This window comes from Mycobacterium sp. E183, from assembly GCF_001667735.1.
Classification (GTDB): Bacteria; Actinomycetota; Actinomycetes; order Mycobacteriales; family Mycobacteriaceae; genus Mycobacterium.
In genome coordinates this window covers 17,593-36,398 of sequence record NZ_LZJN01000192.1, presented here as the reverse complement: position 1 = coordinate 36,398, position 18,806 = coordinate 17,593, and the positions used below count along the sequence as shown (strand labels likewise).

The following is an 18,806-nucleotide window of genomic DNA, read 5'->3' as shown; positions in this document are numbered from 1 at the left end:
GCGCACAATGGGAGGCGTGAGCTCGGCTACGTCGACGTGGGGGAGCAGCGGGCTGGCCTACCTGACCGGCCTGCCGGGCGGGCCGCCCGACTTCTCCCGCGCGAACGTGCTCTGGCACGCCCAGCGGGTGGCAACGGCCGTCGGCGAGCGGCTGGGCGTCGCGATCGACGCCGCCGACCTGCTGGCCGGGCGGGCCGCGCTGCTGGGCCTGACCCGCGGCGGCCGGGTCTCCGCCGGGGGCGCCACCCGATTGCTGACGGCCGCCGACGGCTGGTGCGCGATCACGCTGTCGCGGCCCGACGACGCCGCCGCCGTCCCCGCCCTCGTGCAGAGCGACGACGTGGGGGCGGACCCGTGGCCGGCGGTGCGGCACTGGGCGGCAACGCATCACCGCTCCGCGGTCGTCGAGCGAGCGGCCCTGCTCGACATCCCGGCGGCCGCCCTGAGCGAGGCCGCGGCCGCGGCGCCGCGGATCCGACCGTGGGGCGCCCGCGGGCCGGCGCGCGACGTCGGCGGTCTGCTGGTCGCCGACCTGTCCTCGATGTGGGCCGGTCCGCTCTGCGGACAGCTGCTGGCGCGCGCCGGGGCGACAGTCGTCAAAGTCGAAAGCCCACGCCGACCCGACGGCACCCGGGCCGGGAACCAGGCCTTCTTCCATTGGATGAACGGTGAAAAGCTCTCCTATTGCGTCGATTTCGACACCAACGCCGACGAATTGCACGAGCTGCTTGCCGTCGCCGACATCGTGATCGAAGGCTCGCGGCCCGCGGCGCTGACGCGGCGCCGCCTCGGGCCGCACGACATCGAGCCAAGGCAGGGGCGAATCTGGTTGCGCATCACCGGCTATGACGGCGCCAGGCCAGGGTTCGGTGACGACGCCGCGGTGGCCGGCGGCCTGGTCGGCGTCGCCGCCGACGGACCGGTGTTCTGCGCCGACGCCATCGCCGATCCGCTGACGGGGCTGGAGGCGACGCGGTTGGTCGCCGATTCGCTGTGCCGCGGCGGCGGCGAACTGATCGAGGTCGCGATGGCCGCGGTCGCCGCCGGTTACGCGGCACTGCCGACGCAGGCGTCGGTGTCGAACCGGACCGCGCCGCCCCCGCGTGTTCCGCAGGCGGCCCGCCGGTCGGCACGGCTGGGCGCCGACCACGAGGCCGTGCGCCGGATCGTGGCCGAAAGGAGTTGCCGGCGATGCTGATTCGTCGCGCGACTCTGCTGGACGGGACGACCACCGACATCCGGTTCGGCACCCGCATCGACGAAATGGGCGACGGGCTGGCCGCCGAGACCGGCGAGGGCGTGCTCTACGCCGGTGGGGGCACCGTCCTGCCCGGCCTGCACGACCACCACGTGCACGTGCGTTCGGCCGCCTCGGCCCTGGATTCGTTCTTCGTCGGGCCACCGGGTGTCAGCACCAAATACGAACTGGCACAACTGCTGTCGAACGCGACGCCGGGCCCCGACGGCTGGATTCGCGCCATCGGCTATCACGAGTCGGTCGCGGGCGATCTGGACCGGGACGCGCTCGACGCGATGGTGCGCACCGCCCCGGTGCGCATTCAGCACCGCAGCGGGGTGCTGTGGATCCTCAACTCCGAGGCGCTGGGCCGGATTGGGCTTTCCGAACATCCCGACGGGCGCCTGCGCAGCGCGGACCACGGCTGGTCGGACCTGCTGCAGCGGCGCGAGAGCGACCTGGCGGAGCTGAGCCGGCGAATCACCGCCACCGGCGTCACCGGCGTCACCGACGCCACCCCGGACCTCGACGCCGACGACATGGTGTCACTCGTGGTGGCGCACCGGCACGGCGAGTTCCGGCCACGACCGAGTTTCCTGTCCCCGGGCAAGATCATCCTGCACGACGACCGCCTCGACCTCGACGCCCTGACGGACTGGATCGGAGACCACCACGACACGGGCAGGCCCGTCGCCGTGCACTGCGTGACCGCGGCCCAGCTGGTGGTCACCATCGCCGCGCTGCGGTCGGCCGGCAGCCATCCACGAGATCGGATCGAGCACGCCGCCGTGGTGCCGCAGGACAACGTGGCCGACCTCGCCGAGCTGGGTGTCACCGTGGTGACGCAACCCAACCTCGTTGCCGAGCGCGGCGACCACTACCTCGCCGACGTCCCCACCGCCGAGCAACCCGAGCTGTGGCGGGTGGCCTCCCTGCTGGAGGCGACGGTGCCGGTGGCCCTGTCCACCGACATGCCGTTCGGCCACGGCGACCCCTGGACGGCGATGCGCGCCGCCGTCCACCGCACCACTGTCAGCGGCGCCGTGCTGAACCCCAACGAATGTGTCTCCGCCCGAGAGGCTTTGACGATGTTCCTCGGCCGGCCGGACCGGCCGGGCCAGCCGCGCACCGTGGCGGTCGGAGAGCCGGCGGACCTCTGTGTGCTGAGCGAGCCGCCGGCGACGGCGCTGGCCGAGCTGGACGCAGGCATGGTGGCGGCCACTATCATCGGCGGTGAACTCGTCTACTTCTCGATGTGACCGGCGATCACGGCGCGGTGGCCAGGGCGGCGCGCAGCATTGCACACTGGCTGTCGAAAAATCGCTGCGACACTTGCGCTTTGGGCACGATCAGGTCGAAGCCGTGGAAGGCGCCCGGGATCGTCTCGACCTGGCACGGCACCCCGGCGGCCGTCAGCCGGTCCGCGTACGCCAGGTCCTCGTCGTGGAACAGGTCATGCGTGCCGACTCCGATCCAGGCCGGCGGCAGCCCGCTCAGGTCGTCGCGCCGCCCCGGCACCGCGGCCTGCGGGTCGGCGTCGCCGAGATACGCCGACCAGCCGAACTGGTTGCTGCGGTTGTCCCACAGCCGATAGTTCGAGCTGGGGGCGGTGGCCGAACTGCGGTCGTCGAGCATCGGATACGTCAGCAGCTGGAACGCGGGGCTCACCTCGGCGCGGTCGCGGGCGAGCAGCGCCAGGGCCGCGGCCAGGCCGCCGCCGGCGCTGGCCCCGCCGATGGCCACCCGGTACCGGTCCACGGACGGCAGATTCGCCAGCCAGGTCAACGCCGAATAGCAGTCCTCCAGCGGCACCGGGTACGGATGTTCGGGCGCCAGGCGGTATTCCACCGATGCGACCGTGATGCCCAGCCGGCGGCTGAACCCACTGCAGAGCCGGTCGTCCTGTTCGGCGGTGCCGATCACGTATCCGCCGCCGTGGATCCACAGCAGCGCCGGGGCCGGTCCCGCGACGCCGGCCGGCCGGAACAGCCGGACGCCGGCCCCCGAACCCAGCGTGATGACCTCGACATCGCGGACGGGCTTGCTGAGGCGGCTGCGCAACGCGATCCCGGCCCGCATCAGCGGCAGCGTGCGGGGACCGACGAGTCGGCGCGGGGCGAATCGGGCGACCCGCTGCAGGTCAGGGTGAACATCGGCGTTCGACACCGCATCAGTATCACCGACGCGGAAAACCGCGCGGCCTGCTATCAGTGATACGCGGGGGTCGGACATGGGAGGCAAACGTGACCGGGAACGTCCCGAGGCTCGCTGCGCGGTTCGTCGACACCGCGCTCGGCAAGATACGCGTGCAGGTCAGCCCGGGCACCGGCGCCGCGGTGCTGCTGTGGCCCAGCCTGTTGATGACCGGGGACCTGTGGTCCGGCCAGGCCGCCCGGTTCGGGGCGAGCCACCGCCTGGTGCTGATCGACCCGCCCGGCCACGGCGGCAGCGAGCCGCTCCGGTCGGCCTTCACGTTCACCGACTGCGCGAGCTGCGTCGTCGACCTGCTGGACGGGCTCGGCATCGAGAAGGCCCACTTCGTCGGCAATTCCTGGGGCGGCATGATCGGCGCCACGTTCGCGGCGCTGCACCCCGATCGCCTCGACCGCGCCGTCCTGATGAACTGCACGGCGTCGAAGGCGGGCGCCGTTCAGAAGGCGAAATACGCGGCCATGTTGCGCGCGGCGGCGCTGCTGGGCGGCATCCGGCCGCCCCTGACGCGGTCGGCCCTACGCGCGTTCCTCGGCCCGACGACGCTGCGCGCCCGGCCGGACGTGGTCGAGACCGTGCGCGCCGGCCTGCGGGCGGTCGACATCGATTCGGCCCGCTGGGCGGTCCGCAGCGTGGTCCCCGCCCGGCCCGACCAGCACGCGCTGCTGGGAACCATCGCGGCCCCGGTCCTGGTGGTCGCCGGCGCGGAGGACGCCACTTTTCCCGTCGCGGAGACTCGGGCCATGGCGGAGTCGATCCCCGGTGCGTCGTTTCGCGTGCTCGACGGCATCGCGCACCTGGCGGCGTTGGAAGACCCCGCCCGGGTCAACGGCGTACTTGAGGCCTTCCTGTTCGGCGCCCCCGCTTGATCCGCGAGAAGCGTGTGGCAAGGGAGTTCTGCCGAATCGCGTCGGGACTGAACCATTCCGCGCCCTGGCGCGTAGCCCAAAGGCGGTGGATTAGCCGCACGAAGATCGGGGTATCGGTGGAATGCTGGCGAGCGCGGCACGCGTCAGCGTTTCGTCGTCGCAACGTCCCTCACCGGGACCGAGCGTGGACCGCCCGGGCGGGCAGGACGCGAGGGACGTGAATGCTGGGTCATCTCTACGATCAGGCACTCGGCGGTGAGCGATGTTGGATTCGCCACGACGACGGGGAGCTGCGGCCGCTCCCGGCGCACCGCTGGTTGGGGGTGCGATGTCCCGACGACGTATGTCCCGGTGATGGATCTGAGGACGCCTTCGACGAAGTCTTCGACGAAGCCGTCACCCAGATGTGCACCGGGCCGACGATCGAATTGGGTTGCGGCCCGGGCAGATTGGTGGCCCGGCTGATCCAGCGGGGGATACCGGCCCTGGGCATCGACCGCTCCGTCGCCGCGATTCGGCTGGCGGGACGCGGCGGCGCGCCGGCCCTGCTGGGCGATGTGTTCGACCCGCTGCCCGGCATGGGTCTTTGGCAGACGGTATTGCTGGTCGATGGCAACGTCGGCCTCGGCGGAGACCCGTGCCGCATCCTGGGACGGGCGGCAGAGCTGCTGGCCCGGGGCGGGCGGTGCGTCGCCGAATTCGACGCCGAGAACATCGGCATCCGTGCGCGCTGGGTCCGGCTGGAGTCCGCGGGCGAGGTCGGACCCTGGTTTCGCTGGGCGTCGGTCGGCGTGGACAGCGCCGCGGCGCTCGCGGCGCAGGTCGGTCTGACGCTGACCGGTCTCCGTCTGATCGGCGATCGCGTAATCGCGTGTCTGGCGTCCATGTGAGCGTGTCGCGGCCGGCCGTCTCTTGGTCGAATGGCAAACGCCGCCGCCTCCGCGAGCACGGCGAATCGGCACACGGCAACCGCAGCCCCAGCGTGTTTCCGACGCCGGATGATGGGTCGACGCAAACGTCAGTTTCGGACCTGGCCCCGGGGGTACGCTGCCCTCACACGACGGCAAGGAGGCCGAGTATGACTTCGTGCGCGAAATGGTTGCTGCGGGCACGTCCCGGCGACTACGCGCTGGCCTTGAGCGTCGCGGGTGCGTCGCTGCCGGTGGTCGGCAAGCACCTCGAGCCCCTGGGCGGCCTCACGGCGATGGGCATCTGGGGCGCCCGGCACGCACCCGACTTCCTCTCCGGCATGACCAAGCCGCGTCAGGCGAAGGAAGCCGCCGAGTCGCTGCGTGGCGACGACGTCAGCATTCAGGACGTGTCCGTCGCGGCGCTGCGGGGCATCGTGTCGGCCGCCGACCTGGAGCTGGAATGGCCCGCGGCGGTACGGACGCCGCCGATCTGGGACGCGATGCGCCAGCGCCGCTACCTCCACCGCCGCGCGGTCCACTACGGGGACCACCCCGCGCAGGTGCTCGACGTGTGGCGCCGCAAGGACCTGCCCGCGCAGCCCGCGCCGGTGCTCATCTTCGTGCCGGGCGGCGCCTGGGTGCACGGCAAGGCCATGGGTCAGGGTTCGGCCCTGATGTCCCGGTTGGCGGAGCAGGGTTGGGTCTGCCTGGCGATCGATTACCGCGTCGCCCCGCACCACCGCTGGCCGCGGCACATCGTCGACGTCAAGACGGCGATCGCGTGGGCGCGTGCCAACGTCGACAAGTTCGGCGGCGACCGCGATTTCGTCGCCGTGGCCGGGTGTTCGGCCGGCGGCCATCTGTCCGCACTGGCCGGGCTCACCCCCGACGACCCGCAGTACCACGCGAAGCTACCCGAAGGCGCCAACACCTCGGTCGACGCCGTGGTCGGCATCTACGGTCGCTACGACTGGGAGGATCGGTCGACCCCGGAGCGGGACCGGTTCGTCGACTTCCTGGAGCGGGTCGTCGTCAGGCGCAGGATGGACCGCCACCCCCAGGTGTTCCGCGACGCGTCCCCGATGGCGCGTGTGCATCGAAATGCCCCGCCGTTCTTGGTGATTCACGGCAGCAGGGACAGCGTCATTCCCGTCGAGCAGGCGCGCAGCTTCGTGGACCGGATGCGGGCGGTGTCGCATTCGATGGTGGGCTACCTGGAGCTGCCCGGCGCGGGCCACGGGTACGACCTCGTCGACGGGGAACGGGCGGGCGCCGCGGCGCACGCGACTTCGCTGTTCCTCAACCAGGTTTACCGCACCAAGACAAACGCGGCCAAAGAGGTTATCTGAACCGCCGCCGCTGAGTATGGTCCCTTTATGGGTAAGGGGCAGCGGTGAAACGGCTGAGCGGGTGGGATGCGGTCTTGCTCTACAGCGAGACGCCGAACGTGCACATGCACACCATCAAAGCCGCTGTGATCGAACTCGATTCCGATCGTCTTGACTTCGGCATCGACGCGTTCCGCGAAGTCATTCGCGGCCGCCTGGGCAAGCTGGAACCGTTCTGCTATCAGCTGGTCGAGATCCCCTTCAAGCTCCACCACCCGATGTGGCGGGAGCACTGTGACCTCGACCTGGACTACCACATCCGGCCATGGCGGCTGCCCGCTCCGGGTGGCCGGCGCGAACTGGACGAGGCCATCGGGCGCATCGCCAGCACGCCGCTGGACCGCAGCCGGCCGCTGTGGGAGATGTACTTCGTCGAAGGCCTGGCGAACAACCGGATCGCGGTGGTGGGCAAGATCCACCACGCGCTCGCCGACGGGGTCGCCTCGGCCAACCTGATGGCCCGCGGCATGGACCTGCAGCCCGGACCCGAGGGCGGGCCGTACGTGTCCGACCCGCCGCCCACCACCGGGCAGCTGATGGGTTCGGCGTTCGCCGACCACCTGCGCCACGTCGGGCGGATCCCGTCGACGATCCGCTACACCGCGCAGGGGCTGGGCCGGGTGCGCCGCAGCTCACGCAAGCTGTCACCGGAGTTGAGCCGGCCGTTCGAACCTCCGCCCACCTTCATGAACCACAAGATCACCCCGGAGCGCCGGTTCGCCACCGCCACCCTGGCGCTGGCCGATGTGAAGGAGACGGGGAAGCGGCTGGGAGCGACGATCAACGACATGGTGCTCGCCATGGCGACCGGCGCGCTGCGCACTCTGCAGCTGCGCTACGACGGCGAGGCCGTTCCGCTGCTGGCGTCGGTGCCGATGAGCTTCGACTTCTCGCCGGAGCGGATCTCCGGCAACCGCTTCACCGGCGTGCTGGTGGGCCTCCCGACCGATTCCGACGATCCGCTGGAGCGGGTGCAGTGCAGCCACGAGAACGCGATCGCCGCCAAGGAGAGCAACCAGCTGATGGGGCCTGAGCTGGTCAGCCGCTGGGCGGCCTACATGCCGCCCGCGCCGACCCAGGCCTTCTTCCGGTGGGCGTCCGGCCGCGACGGGCACAACAAGATCCTGAACCTGAACATCTCCAACGTGCCGGGTCCGCGCGAGCGTGGCCGGGTGGGCGGCGCGCTGGTCACCGAGATCTACTCGGTGGGCCCGTTGACCGCAGGCAGCGGCCTCAACATCACCGTGTGGAGCTACGTGGACCAGCTCAACATCTCGGTGCTGTCCGACGGCGCCACGCTCAAGGACCCGCACGAGGTGACCGAGGCCATGGTCGCCGACTTCATCGAAATACGCAGGGCCGCAGGCCTTCCCGAAGATCTGACGGTCGTCGAGGCCGCGATGGCGCCAGCCTGAGGGCTATCCCGGAAACGGGACTCTCGACTGGTGCCAATGCCATTTCCGTCGACCGCTACGATCTTCTCGGATAAGCAGCCACCCCTACCCGAAGGAGCTGTGCGGCCGTGAGCGAAGACGCCAACGAACCCGAAGTCCTGGTCGAACAGCGGGATCGGATCCTGATCATCACGATCAACCGGCCCAAGGCCAAGAACGCGGTCAACGCCGCGGTGGCCAACGGCCTGGCCGCGGCCGTCGATCGGCTCGACGGCGACGCCGGTCTCTCGGTGGGCATCCTGACCGGCGCGGGCGGATCCTTCTGCGCGGGCATGGACCTCAAGGCCTTCGCGCGCGGCGAGCTGCCGATCGTGGCGGGCCGGGGCATGGGCTTCACCGAGCGCCCACCCGCCAAGCCGCTGATCGCGGCCGTCGAGGGCTACGCGCTGGCCGGCGGCACCGAGCTCGCCTTGGCCACCGACCTGATCGTCGCGTCCAAGGACTCGGCCTTCGGCATCCCCGAGGTCAAGCGCGGGCTGGTCGCCGGGGGCGGCGGCCTGCTGCGGCTGCCGCAGCGCATCCCGTCGGCCATCGCGATGGAGCTGGCGCTCACCGGGGAAAACCTGCCCGCCGAGCGCGCCCACGCGCTCGGGCTGGTCAACGTGTTGGCCGAGCCGGGTAAGGCGCTCGACGAGGCGATCGCGCTGGCCGAGAAGATCGCCGCCAACGGCCCGCTGGCGGTGGCCGCCACCAAGCGGATCATCGTCGAGTCCCGCGGCTGGAGCCCCGAGGAGATGTTCGCCGAGCAGAACAAGCTGCTGGCGCCGGTGTTCGCGTCCAACGACGCGAAGGAGGGCGCGATCGCCTTCGCCGAGAAGCGCCCACCGCGCTGGACGGGCAGCTGAGCGGCCGGGTTACACTATGGCTTAGATTTGTAAACCATTGGGGAATCGGAAAGATCGAGGATGAGCATTTCGCTGCTGCTCGAGATGGCCGCGTCGAGCAACCCCGATCGCACGGCGGTCGTCTCCGGCGACGTGCGGCTGACGACGCAGCAGCTCAGCGACCTGGCCGACGGTGGCGCCGGCGTGATCGCCGGATCCGGCGCCAGGCACGTCGCGTACGTGGGCACCGGCGGCGCCATGCTCCCGGTCCTCATCTTCGCGGCCGCGCGCGCCGGGGTCGCCTTCACGCCGATCAACTACCGGCTGTCCGCCGACGGCATCCAGGCGCTGGTCGACCGCCTGCCCGAGCCGCTGGTGGTCGTCGACAGCCGGTACAGCGACATGCTGGGCGGGGCGTCGCCGCGGCTGATGACCACCGAGGAATTTCTGACCGCGGCGCGCGGTGCCGAGCCGGCCGCCGAGTTCCCCGACCCGGAGTCCGTCGCGATCGTCCTGTTCACGTCCGGCACCACGTCGCAGCCCAAGGCCGTCGAACTCTCGCACAACAACCTGACCAGTTATGTCACCGGGACAGTGGAGTTCGAATCGGCCGACGCGGGCGAGGCGGCACTGATCTGCGTTCCGCCGTATCACATCGCCGGGGTCAGCGCCGCGCTGTCCAACCTGTACGCCGGGCGCAAGATGGTCTACCTGCCCACCTTCGACGCCCAGGAGTGGGTGCGGTTGGTCGACGCCGAGCGAGTGACCACCGCGACGGTTGTGCCCACCATGCTGGATCGGATCGTCACGGTGCTGGAGAGCGGCGGTCACGAGCTGACGTCGCTGCGCAACCTGGCCTACGGCGGCTCCAAGGTGGGCCTGCCGCTGGTGCGCCGGGCGCTGGAGCTGCTGCCGCACGTGGGCTTCGTCAACGCCTACGGCCTGACCGAGACCAGCTCGACGATCGCGGTGTTGGGGCCCGACGACCACCGGGAGGCGCACTCGGCGGCGGAGGCGCACGTCGCCAAGAGGCTGGGGTCGGTCGGACGTCCCGTTCCCGGCATCGAACTGCAGATCCGCGACGAGGACGGCAAGGTGCTGGGACCCGGCGAACCCGGTGAGCTGTTCGTGCGGGGCGAGCAGGTGTCGGGGCGCTACACCGGGATCGGCTCGGTGCTCGACGACGAGGGCTGGTTCCCGACTCGCGACGTCGCCCTGCTCGACCAGGACGGCTACCTTTTCGTCAGCGGTCGCAGCGACGACACCATCATCCGCGGGGGCGAGAACATCGCGCCGGCCGAGCTGGAGGAGGTGCTCATCGAGCACTCCCACGTGCGCGACGTCGCCGTGGTCGGCGTGGAGGACCCGCAATGGGGACAGGCGATCGTCGCCGTCGTGGTCCCGGCCGTCGGGATCGATCCCGACCCCGAGGAGCTGCGCGAGCACGTCCGCAAGAGCCTGCGCGGCTCGCGCACCCCGGACCACGTGGTGTTTCGCGACGAGTTGCCCACCACGGCGACCGGCAAGGTGCTGCGCCGCGAGATCGTCAAAGACTTAGGTGCACTGCGTGCCGCGCCGGCCGACCAGTAGGGAAGTTAGGGAAGAAACATGATCAAGAACGGGACCCGCCTGGCCAGCCAGGTATGTGACACGCAGGTGATCGTCGTCCGGAGCGCCGACAGCCTCGATGACTTGCGTTGTGGCGGTGCGCCGATGGTGCCGATCGGCGCCGAGCGTGCCGGCGAGCTGGACCCGGCGTTCGCCGGCGGCACCGTGATGGGCAAGCGCTACGTCGACGAGACCGGCGCCGAGGTGCTGGTGACCAAGCCGGGCGCCGGGAGCCTGAGCGTCGGCCAAACCGCCCTGCAGCTCAAGGAAGTCAAGCCGCTGCCGGCCAGCGACTGAGGAGTTACTCGCCGATATTGTTGCGCAGCACGAATTCCCTTGCCTTGATGAGGAATTCGAGTTGCTCGCCGACTTGGCGCAGCGGGTCGATGCTGCCGGTCGAGCGGGACAGCACGATGGCGCCCTCCAGCGAGGCGATCGACATCACCGCCAGCGAGGCGGCGCACGGCTCGTCGAAGCCGTCGTGGGTGAAGGCCCGGGTCAGCGCGGCGCACCAGCGGCCCAGGATCGCGGCGGCCTCGGCAGAAAGCGTGGCGTCGTCGTCGTCCGAGCCGATCGCCGCGGCCACCACGGGGCAGCCGGCGTTGAAGCCGCCCTCGGTCAGCAGGCGCTCCCAGAATTCGACGAACTTGCCCAGGAGCACCCGGGCGCCCTGCTCGGCGGCGTCGTCGATCATCGCGGTGATCGAGTCCCCGGAGTAGCGCAGCGCCTCGATCAGGATCTGGTTGCGGCCGTCGGGGAAGTGGTAGTAGACGGAGCCGCGCGGCGCGCCGCTGCGGGCGAGCACCGCGTCGATCGTCACTCCCGCGGCGCCCCGTTCACGCATCACCTCGGCGGCGCTGGCCAACATCTTCCTGCGCGTGCCGCCACGCTTCGTCGGGGTGAGATCCTGCACAGATTCGCTCGTGGTCGCCACTCTCGTGCCTCCCGGGGCCAACGTCATGCAGCGTGGGAATGCCGCAGTGCCGGCCAATGCATGCTGCGCGGGCTGAAGCGGAAATTCCGGCGCTTCAGGTCGGGCACCTCGCGGGTGAATTGATAGCCGCCGATGTTCAGCTCGATGATCCACATGATTCTCTCCCGGCCTAAGCGCCGACCATGATTATGCTGAGAAGCATATAAGACAGCGGTCCAGTAAGCAAGTTTTATCCCCTATGTAAACCCGGAAGCACGGGAAATGCCGAAGCGGGCGGGATGCCGCTCCTGATTTACAGGACCGTCACAAGGGCTTTTCTATGCTTTTTTGCATAATTTGGCGCTAGTGCGCCGGGCATCAACGTCGAACGCGCACTCCCCGCGGGTTTCGCCCGCGGGGAGTGCGCGCCCGGTAGTCGGAGCGTCAGCCCTCGATCGTGTGGCCCATCGGCATGAGCACGCTCTTCTGCTGGGTGAAGTGCTCCACGCCTTCGGGGCCGTTCTCGCGGCCGATGCCGGAGTTCTTGTAACCGCCGAACGGGCAACAAGGGTCGAAGGCGTACCAGTTGATCCCGTAGGTCCCGGTGCGAATCTTCTCCGAGACCGTGATGCCGCGGTCGATGTCGGAGGTCCACACGCTGCCGGCCAGGCCGTACACGGAGTCGTTGGCGATCTTGATCGCGTCCTCCTCGGTGTCGTATCCGATGATGCTGAGCACCGGCCCGAAGATCTCCTCCTGGGCGATCGTCATCTTGTTGTCGACATCGGCGAAGACGGTCGGCTGCACGAAGAAGCCGCTGTCCAGGCCCTCGGGACGGCCGCCGCCGCAGACCAGCCGCGCGCCCTCCTCGATGCCCTTGGCGATGTAGCCCTCGACCCGGGCCCGCTGCTTCTCCGAGATCAGCGAGCCGATCTGGGCGGCCGGGTCCGTCGGCAGGCCCACCGGCAGCGCCTGCACGAAAGTGCTTACCGCGTCCACGATTTCGTCGTACCGCGAGCGTGGCGCCAGAATGCGGGTCTGGGCCACACAGGCCTGGCCGGTGTTCATGATCCCGGAGAACACCAGCATCGGGATGGCGGAGGGCAGGTCGACGTCGTCGAGCACGATGGCCGCCGACTTGCCGCCGAGCTCCAGGGTGCACGGCTTGAGCATGTCCGCGGCGCGCCGGCCGATCTCCTTGCCGACCGCCGAGCTGCCGGTGAAGGAGAACAGGTCGACGTTCGGGTTGGACGTCAGCGCCTGTCCGGTCTCGATCCCGCCCGGCACGACCGACAGCACGCCCTCGGGCAGTCCGGCCTCGGCAAAAGCCTCCGCCAAAGCGTTTGCGCTCAACGGGGTTTCGGCGGCCGGCTTGAGCACGACGGTACAGCCGGCGAGCAGCGCCGGGCCCAGCTTGTTGACGGCCAGGAACAGGGGCACGTTCCACGCGACGATCGCGCCCACCACGCCGATCGGCTCGCGATAGACGATGCTCTGCCCGTAGCCGCCGGTGCGGATGTCTTTCCACTTGACCTGGTCGACGGCCGGGCCGGCGAAGAAGTTGAGCGCCCCGATCGAGCTCATCCAGTGCATCGTCTCGACGCCGGTCGGCGGCTGGCCCGTCTCGGCCGCGAGCAGCTGGGTGAACGTGTCCTTGCGCTCCTCCATCAGCTTGAGCGCGTTGGCGATCACGGCCGCGCGCTCCTTTGGCGGGGTGGTCGGCCAGGGCCCGTTGTCGAAGGCCGCGCGCGCCGCGGCGACCGCGGCGTCGACGTCGGCGGCGGCCGCCAGCGGCACCTTTCCGACGTACTCGCCGGTGGCCGGGCAGCGCACCTCGATCACCTCGTCGGTCGACGGCTCAGCCCACTTGCCGCCGATGAAAAGCTTGTCGTATTCGGTCTTGCTGTCGGCCATCTGCGCCGCTCCTCCTACCCTTTTAGATTGCGCTGCCGTGCTTATCGTCGCCGGCGCGCATGGGCGCCACCCTACCCAAGCCGACGCGAAACGAGAACACGTTTCACTATTGGGGTTGCAGGACCAGCACCAGATTGCTCACCAGGAACTCCCGCAGCACGGGGACCGAGGTCAGCCACCACGCCCATCGGGGGTGGTAGCGGGGAAATGCGGCCACGGCCGCGCCGGTGTCCGCGGCCCACGCCAGGCCGTCGGCCGCGGACACGGCGAACAACGACGACCCGTAGTCGTTTTTGGCCGGATGCCCGTGTTTGCGGGCGTAGCGCCTGGCGGCGCGCGCCCCGCCGAGATAGTGGCTCAGGCCCATTTCGTGCCCGCCGAAGGGGCCCAGCCAGACGGTGTAGGAGAGCACGGCCAGCCCGCCGGGCTTGGTCACCCGCAGCATCTCCGCGCCAAGCCGCCACGGCCGCGGCACGTGTTCGGCGACGTTGGACGACAGGCAGATGTCCACCGAGCCGTCGGCGAACGGCAGGGCCATGCCGGAGGCGCGCACGAAGTTCCCGGCGCGCCCGGCGGGGACGGGCCCGGCCGCGTGCATCTCGCTCGGGTCGGGTTCGACGCCCAGGTAGCGGATCCCGGCGTCGGCGAACGCGGCCGAGAAGTAACCGGGCCCGCCGCCGACGTCGAGCAGGGTGCGCCCGGCCGGGGATTCGCCGTGCGTGGCCAGCCAGAGATCACCCACCATCGCGGCGGTGTCCGCCGCGAGCGCGCCGTAGAACCGGGCGGGGTCCGACTGCTCGAAGCGGAACTCGGACAGCAGCCGCAGCGCGCGGCCCAGGGTCGCCCGCCGCGAGAACACTCGGGTGGGATCCGGGGTCACGGCCACCGGCCAACCCTACGCAGCGCCGGCGCGCGGTCGCCGCGGTTCGTCACATCAGTCACTTTCGTCCCTGGGCCGGACGGCATCCGAAGTGCCCACCTCACAGCGACAACGCGCGGCGCGGCGCCCGGTCGCCCGAATTGTCGCTGCGAGGCGGGCAACCGCACGCTCCCTCCTGGCGGCGACCCGTGTGGCGGAAGTGGCCGGCGGGGTCGCCGGCCCCCGAGGGGGCGCCGCCGGGCTAGGCTGACCAGTGATGTCTGGTCTGCGCTCCGTGCTCCTGCTGTGCTGGCGCGATACCGGTCACCCGCAGGGCGGCGGCAGCGAGGCCTACTTGCAGCGCATCGGCGCGCAGCTGGCCGCGTCCGGCATCGCCGTCACGCTGCGCACCGCCCGCTACCCCGGCGCGCCGCGCCGGGAAGTGGTCGACGGTGTGCGCATCGACCGCGCGGGCGGCCGCTACTCCGTCTACGTCTGGGCCCTGCTCGCGATGGCCGCGGCGCGACTGGGGCTCGGGCCGCTGCGGCGGGTGCGGCCCGACGTGGTCGTCGACACCCAGAACGGCCTGCCGTTCCTCGCCCGGCTGGTGTACGGCCGCCGGGTGGTGGTGCTGGTGCACCACTGCCACCGCGAACAGTGGCCGGTGGCCGGCCCGGTGCTCGGCCGGCTCGGCTGGTTCGTCGAGTCGAGGCTGTCGCCGTGGCTGAACCGCCGCAACCAATACGTGACGGTCTCGCTGCCGTCGGCGCGCGACCTGGTGACGCTCGGGGTCGACAACGCGCACATCGCGGTGGTCCGCAACGGCCTCGACGAGGCCCCGGCGCGAACGCTGTCCGGCCCGCGTGCCGCCGCGCCACGGGTGGTGGTGCTGTCGCGGCTGGTGCCGCACAAGCAGATCGAGGACGCGCTGGAGGCGGTCGCGCGGCTGCGGCCGCGCCTGCCGGGTCTGCACCTCGACATCGTGGGCGACGGCTGGTGGCGACAGCGGCTCGTCGACAACGTCGGCCGGCTGGGCATCTCGGGCGCGGTGACCTTTCATGGTCACGTCGACGACGTCACCAAACACCATGTGCTGCAAAGCGCTTGGGTGCAGCTGCTGCCCTCGCGCAAGGAGGGTTGGGGGCTGGCGGTCGTCGAGGCGGCCCAGCACCGGGTGCCGACCATCGGCTACCGGTCATCGGGCGGGCTGTCGGATTCGATCGTCGACGAGGTGACCGGGATCCTGGTGGACACCCACGCCGAGCTGGTGGACCGCCTCGAGGAGCTGCTTTCCGATCCGGTGCTGCGTGACCAGCTCGGCGCCAAGGCCCACACCCGAAGCGGCGAATTCTCTTGGCGGCAAAGCGCCGACGCCATGCGGACGGTCCTCGACGCCGTGCGGACCGGCCACCCGGTCAGCGGTGTGGTGTAGCGCCAAGAGCCGGGCCGCGAGAGTCGACCCCCAAGCGCCGGCCCGCGAGACTCAATCCTGAGCGTCCTTTATCGGCGTGTCGCCGCCGTCGTTAAAGTGTCGCCGAACCGCTGCGGTGCGCGAGCGCCACGCGCCGACCAGCGCGCCGGCGCCGCCCACGATCAGCACCGCCAGCCACGCCAGATGCGCGATCAGCGTCGCCGTGCGCGCGCCGGCGGACACCCCGGCGGTGTCGCCGCCGATTCGGTAGAGCGCGATGTCGTCGTCGCGGTAGGCCGCGGTCAACGCATCGAGGGTGCGGGCGGACGCCCCCATGTCGCCCGCGGTGTCCGACTCGACGACCAGCCAGCCCACCCCGGCCGGGGCCAGGGCGGCCGGATCGGGACCGGCCAGCAGCAACTGCTGCACCGCGCGGGCGCGGTTGCCCTCGCCGGGGATGACGGTCCCCGAGATGGCCAGGTCGCCCGTGCTCAGCACGTCGGCGCGCACCCAGCGGGGCAGCGGATCCAGCACCGGCGCGCGGCCCGACCAGCTGTAGAGCCGCATCGTGCCGGCCGGCAACACCGCCACCGTCGCGGGCCGCTCGTTGATCGTTGCGGCCACCGCGGCCCATCCGCGCGGATACTGCACGGGGGACACCTGGCCCCACACGCCCCAGGCGAGGTCGGGCAGCGCGAAGATCAGCGCGAGGCAGCAGACCGGCGCCATGATCGCCGGCCACAGCCACCTCTGCAGCGTCACCACCGCTCCCGCGCCCGCCAGCGCGTATCCCGGCACGGCCAGCGCCACCCACTTCTGTCCGTCCCGCAGCACCCCGAAGCCGGGGACGGCGTCGACCACCGCGCCCAGCAGGTGCAGGCCCGGGCCGGTGGCCAGCGCGGCCGGCACCAGCACGGCCGCCGCCGCCAGCGCCAGCAGCGGACGCGCCGCCGGGCGGCGCAACACCGTCGGCACCCCGGCCGCCACCACCCCAAGCAGCACGACGGCCGACGCGGCCGCGAACAGGGTGGTCCGCGAAATCGGCACCGCCTCGCCGTTCCAGATCCCGCCGAGGCCGGCCAGGCTGCCGAGCGTCCCCAGACCCGGCTCGGCGCGCGGCGCGAACGCGGCCACGCCCAGCGTGTTCGCCACCGAGTGAGAGGACAGCGACGCGCCCAGAACCGCCGCGGTCAGCCAGGGCAGCGCCGCCACCACCGCGGCGCCCAGCGCCACCGCGGCGCACAGCCAGCGGGGCCGGGCCGCCCCGGGGGCGGCGACGCACACCAGCCCGACCGTCGCGGCGAGCAGCAGGCCGGTCGGCGTCAGCCCGGCCAGCGCGATCCAGAAGGCCAGGCCGAGCAACGAGCCGGCGCCCGCCCGCAGCGCCAGCATGGTCGTCGCGACCCAGGGCAGGCAGCCGTAACCGACGAGCAGGCTCCAGTGGCCCTGGAGCAGCCGCTCGGCGACGTAGGGGTTCCAGATCGCCAGGGTGGTGGCGACGAACTGGCCGGCCATGCCCGCGTCGGGCAACGCCGTCGCGACCAGCCGGGCCGCACCCCATCCGGCGAGCCAGAGCCCAAGCGCCAGCAGGGCTTTGACCACGACGCCGCCGTCCAGCACGTGTGAGGCCAGCGCCACCGCGAAGTCTTGCGGCGTCGCCCGCGGCGCCGCCGTCAGCCCCAGCGCGGTATCCGACACAAACGACCGCGGCGTGGACACCGCGTCGCGCAGCAGCAGGTAACCGGGTTTGAGCAGCGGCCCGACCACCAGAAGCGCCAAGACCAGCGCGTACCCGGGCCGGGTCCAGCGCACGCGGCGGGCTATTCCCGTTCGGGCGGGCTGGTGGGCTCGGGCGGCCCGGATTCGGGCGGCTCGTCGGAGCCCAGGGTGGGCGCTTCCGCGTCGGGATCATCGCGCGCCGTGGGGCGCTGCGTGGGCAGCTTCTCGGTTTCGGCCTCGGCGCCGGGCACCGGCTCCTCGAGCCCGCTGCGGCCGAAGAAGTCCTGGTCGCCCCGGTCCAGGCCTGGATCGGTCAACGCGCTCTCGGTCCGCAGGCTGAACGAGGCGAGCAGGCCGCCGGCGACCAGCGCGATCAGGCCGACCGCGGTGAACGTGATCGGTAGCACCCGCGACCACAGCGAGAGCCGGTCCCGTTCGTCGCGGGCGGCGTTGACCTGCGATTCGACGGTGTCCTGGTTGGAGGTGACCTTGTAGTCGGCCAGCGTCAGCTCCGGTTTGAGCGGATCGCGGGCGAAGTAGTGGTTGGCGTGCTCGGTCTCCTTGACGATGGTGCCCGACACCGGGTCCACCCAGAAGGTCCGCTGCGCGGCGTAGTAGCGGGTCATGGTGATCTGCTCGTTCGGGTCGCCGCCCTGGATGCCCCACATCGACGCCGACGTGGTCTGCTTGGCGTCCTCGTTGCCGGCCATCAGCGACGGGTACGCCACGGGGGCCACCAGCTTGCCGTCGGCGTTGTAGCCGATGTTCTGGGTGAACTTGTAGGTGGTCAGGCCGTTGACGTCCTCTTGGCTGTCGTAGTTGACGTCGAACGGCTTCTGCGCGATCGGATCGAAATAGGGGTACGTCTTCTTCTCGGTGTGGAACGGGAACCGGTAGGCCAGGCCGTCGTGCCGCAGCGGCATCGCGGTGGGCGGGTTCTCGTCGTTGAAGGCGCGCGGCTTCTGGACCGAGCCGCCGGTGTGGGTGTCGTCGGACACGGCCATCGCCGTCTTGCGGTTGAGGGTGACGGTGTCGACGATCGCCAGCAGCAGGCCGCTGTCCTTCTGCTTGTCGGTGCGCCGCACCGAGCTACCGACCTGCAGCGTGACCACGTCGGCGTTCGCGGGTGACTCGACGCTGATCTGCTGTTGGGACACCAGCGGCACGTTCTGGTTGACGACGACGTGGTCCGTCGACAGTGACGCGGCGTCGAGCGCGGTTCCGGTGCCGTCGCTGATCAGCGTGGCGTCGATGTCGAGCGGAACCTTGGTGATCCGGCTGGTGGTGTAGGTCGACAACAGCAGCGCGGCGATCAGCAGGGCGGCGCCCAGTCCGATGATCCCGCATGCGGCGAACCGCAACATGACTGCTCGGTTCACGTTGCTGTGCCCTCCTAGTGCTGTCTTAATGCGCCGTCAGCCGCAAACCCGTTTGACCCTAACAGCCGAACGTAAGGCCTCGGCTTACGAACCTGCTGCCCGGTCCTTC

The 18,806-nt window shown here is 70.9% G+C and carries 17 protein-coding genes; 10 read left to right on the top strand and 7 right to left on the bottom strand.

What is annotated here, in order from left to right; all coding sequences use genetic code 11:
• Window positions 1-7 precede the first annotated feature (7 nt).
• A complete protein-coding gene (locus tag A5691_RS23635; protein WP_068018032.1) occupies window positions 8-1,198 on the top strand; it encodes a CoA transferase in 1,191 nt (396 codons plus the stop codon).
• Window positions 1,192-2,496 carry an amidohydrolase family protein gene (locus A5691_RS23630; RefSeq protein WP_067756781.1) on the top strand — a complete coding sequence of 435 codons (1,305 nt, stop codon included), beginning with the start codon at window positions 1,192-1,194 and terminating at the stop codon, window positions 2,494-2,496. The genes A5691_RS23635 and A5691_RS23630 overlap by 7 nt, the downstream gene beginning before the upstream one ends.
• Window positions 2,497-2,503: 7 nt before the next feature.
• Here the strand turns inward: A5691_RS23630 and A5691_RS23625 are convergent, their stop codons facing one another.
• Window positions 2,504-3,403, bottom strand: a complete 900-nt coding sequence (locus A5691_RS23625; protein ID WP_068018037.1) for an alpha/beta hydrolase — start codon at window positions 3,401-3,403, stop codon at window positions 2,504-2,506.
• Window positions 3,404-3,480: 77 nt separating this feature from the next.
• Between A5691_RS23625 and A5691_RS23620 the strand changes: the two genes are divergently transcribed.
• From A5691_RS23620 to A5691_RS23590, 7 genes are all read left to right on the top strand, one after another.
• Window positions 3,481-4,317, top strand: coding sequence for an alpha/beta fold hydrolase (locus A5691_RS23620; RefSeq protein ID WP_197694436.1), 837 nt, complete (start codon window positions 3,481-3,483; stop codon window positions 4,315-4,317).
• 221 nt (window positions 4,318-4,538) lie between these two features.
• Window positions 4,539-5,207 (top strand): SAM-dependent methyltransferase, encoded by a 669-nt coding sequence (locus tag A5691_RS23615; RefSeq protein ID WP_067756775.1) that lies wholly within the window; start codon window positions 4,539-4,541, stop codon window positions 5,205-5,207.
• Between the two features lie 188 nt (window positions 5,208-5,395).
• Entirely contained in the window at window positions 5,396-6,577 is a 1,182-nt protein-coding gene (locus tag A5691_RS23610) for an alpha/beta hydrolase (RefSeq protein WP_068018042.1), read from the top strand.
• Window positions 6,578-6,621: 44 nt separating this feature from the next.
• Window positions 6,622-8,031 carry a wax ester/triacylglycerol synthase family O-acyltransferase gene (locus A5691_RS23605; RefSeq protein WP_068018046.1) on the top strand — a complete coding sequence of 470 codons (1,410 nt, stop codon included), beginning with the start codon at window positions 6,622-6,624 and terminating at the stop codon, window positions 8,029-8,031.
• Between the two features lie 107 nt (window positions 8,032-8,138).
• On the top strand, window positions 8,139-8,915 hold the full coding sequence (locus A5691_RS23600; RefSeq protein ID WP_067756766.1) for a crotonase/enoyl-CoA hydratase family protein: 777 nt from the start codon (window positions 8,139-8,141) through the stop codon (window positions 8,913-8,915).
• A 60-nt stretch (window positions 8,916-8,975) separates the two neighbouring features.
• Window positions 8,976-10,484, top strand: coding sequence for a class I adenylate-forming enzyme family protein (locus tag A5691_RS23595; RefSeq protein ID WP_068266803.1), 1,509 nt, complete (start codon window positions 8,976-8,978; stop codon window positions 10,482-10,484).
• Between the two features lie 18 nt (window positions 10,485-10,502).
• Window positions 10,503-10,799 (top strand): hypothetical protein, encoded by a 297-nt coding sequence (locus A5691_RS23590; RefSeq protein ID WP_067891104.1) that lies wholly within the window; start codon window positions 10,503-10,505, stop codon window positions 10,797-10,799.
• 4 nt (window positions 10,800-10,803) lie between these two features.
• Here A5691_RS23590 and A5691_RS23585 read toward each other — a convergent pair whose 3' ends face one another.
• From A5691_RS23585 to A5691_RS23575, 4 genes are all read right to left on the bottom strand, one after another.
• Complete coding sequence (locus tag A5691_RS23585; protein WP_067755600.1) at window positions 10,804-11,370, bottom strand: TetR/AcrR family transcriptional regulator; 567 nt, start codon at window positions 11,368-11,370, stop codon at window positions 10,804-10,806.
• A gap of 89 nt (window positions 11,371-11,459) precedes the next feature.
• Window positions 11,460-11,591, bottom strand: coding sequence for a hypothetical protein (locus tag A5691_RS28965; protein ID WP_255369104.1), 132 nt, complete (start codon window positions 11,589-11,591; stop codon window positions 11,460-11,462).
• A gap of 268 nt (window positions 11,592-11,859) precedes the next feature.
• Complete coding sequence (locus A5691_RS23580) at window positions 11,860-13,329, bottom strand: aldehyde dehydrogenase (RefSeq protein ID WP_067891107.1); 1,470 nt, start codon at window positions 13,327-13,329, stop codon at window positions 11,860-11,862.
• Between the two features lie 106 nt (window positions 13,330-13,435).
• Window positions 13,436-14,209 (bottom strand): class I SAM-dependent methyltransferase, encoded by a 774-nt coding sequence (locus A5691_RS23575; RefSeq protein WP_156675688.1) that lies wholly within the window; start codon window positions 14,207-14,209, stop codon window positions 13,436-13,438.
• A 256-nt stretch (window positions 14,210-14,465) separates the two neighbouring features.
• On the opposite strand from A5691_RS23575, the gene A5691_RS23570 reads away from it, so the two are divergent.
• Complete coding sequence (locus A5691_RS23570) at window positions 14,466-15,620, top strand: glycosyltransferase family 4 protein (RefSeq protein ID WP_067891113.1); 1,155 nt, start codon at window positions 14,466-14,468, stop codon at window positions 15,618-15,620.
• Between the two features lie 51 nt (window positions 15,621-15,671).
• Here the strand turns inward: A5691_RS23570 and A5691_RS23565 are convergent, their stop codons facing one another.
• Entirely contained in the window at window positions 15,672-17,411 is a 1,740-nt protein-coding gene (locus A5691_RS23565) for a hypothetical protein (protein WP_067891115.1), read from the bottom strand.
• A gap of 8 nt (window positions 17,412-17,419) precedes the next feature.
• Window positions 17,420-18,697 (bottom strand): DUF3068 domain-containing protein, encoded by a 1,278-nt coding sequence (locus A5691_RS23560; RefSeq protein ID WP_156669885.1) that lies wholly within the window; start codon window positions 18,695-18,697, stop codon window positions 17,420-17,422.
• Between the last annotated feature and the right edge of the window lie 109 nt (window positions 18,698-18,806).